The sequence below is a fragment of the Vibrio sp. Vb1755 genome (genome assembly GCF_033338635.1).
Classification (GTDB): Bacteria; Pseudomonadota; Gammaproteobacteria; order Enterobacterales; family Vibrionaceae; genus Vibrio; species Vibrio alginolyticus.
The window spans coordinates 1-1,025 of record NZ_JAWOTA010000377.1 but is presented as its reverse complement, the minus strand read 5'-3'; the positions used below and the strand labels follow the sequence as shown (position 1 = coordinate 1,025).

Genomic DNA, 1,025 nt, shown 5'->3' with positions numbered 1-1,025 from the left:
TGTGGCACTGTCGCCAGTACTTCTTGGATTGCGCTGGTCATTGCATCCAAATAATCTAGCGGGTGATGTCTGAATTGCGATTGCGCAGGTTGGCAATATAGCCCCTTCATCCATCGTGAGTAGTACACCACAGACGAGGAAACTTCCTGGCCTGTTTCGGCATTAACAATAAGCGCACGTACGGAGTCCGATCCGAAGTCCAAACCAATTACATGCTGCTGATGTGTATTTATTGTGTCCATGACAACTCCAACTTTTGGTCAGCAAACTAAATCTACTTGTTGTTATAGCCAGAGCAGGTGGGTTATCCCATAAATAGGGTTGCTAAGTTTATGGACAAAAACGTCACTTGGTGTTTTTTGTGTCCTTTTTAACACCTTTATATATTGCTCAAAAATTAAGTGTTTTCGACCATGATTAACGTTTGCGTTGGGGTTTGAGCGATATTTGAAAGTTGCTAGTCGCACAATTGAGAGCTGCTTCATAGCCTCTGTAGCTAAATGAATGGACAAAATTGCTACATTTTTCCGCTGTGATTTTTATCACTAACAAATGGTCAAGGATGCACAAATATGTACAGCGAACACTCACCTCTACCAGTGGATGGATAACAATGAAATTAAAAAAACTACTCACAATCGCTGCCCTATCTGGCATGACAATGCTCAGTGCCTCTGCTAACGCTTTTTTTGGCTCCAATGACGATAACGTCAGACTTGGTTACCTCGTGAAGCAGCCGGAAGAGCCTTGGTTTCAAACCGAGTGGTCTTTTGCGGAAAAAGCGGCGAAGCAATACGATTTTGAATTGGTCAAGATGGCCGTGCCTGATGGTGAAAAAACGCTGAATGCGATTGATACGCTTGCTGCCAGCGGGGCGAAAGGCTTTGTAATTTGTACGCCAGATCCAAAGCTTGGCCCTGCGATTATGGCCAAAGCGAAAAGCTACGATTTGAAAGTTATTACCGTTGATGATCAGTTTCTAAACGCGAAAGGCGAACCGATGAAAGAGGTGCCTTTAGTGATGA

At 43.8% G+C, this 1,025-nt stretch carries 1 protein-coding gene and 1 pseudogene; one reads left to right on the top strand and one right to left on the bottom strand.

Features of this window, described 5'->3' with window-relative positions:
* Nucleotides 1-242: pseudogene (locus R7E00_RS25250) on the bottom strand (ribulokinase); the annotation flags it as partial.
* Nucleotides 243-613: 371 nt separating this feature from the next.
* Between R7E00_RS25250 and R7E00_RS25245 the strand changes: the two are divergent.
* On the top strand, nt 614-1,025 hold a 412-nt coding region (locus tag R7E00_RS25245; protein WP_318124944.1), incomplete at its 3' end, for a substrate-binding domain-containing protein.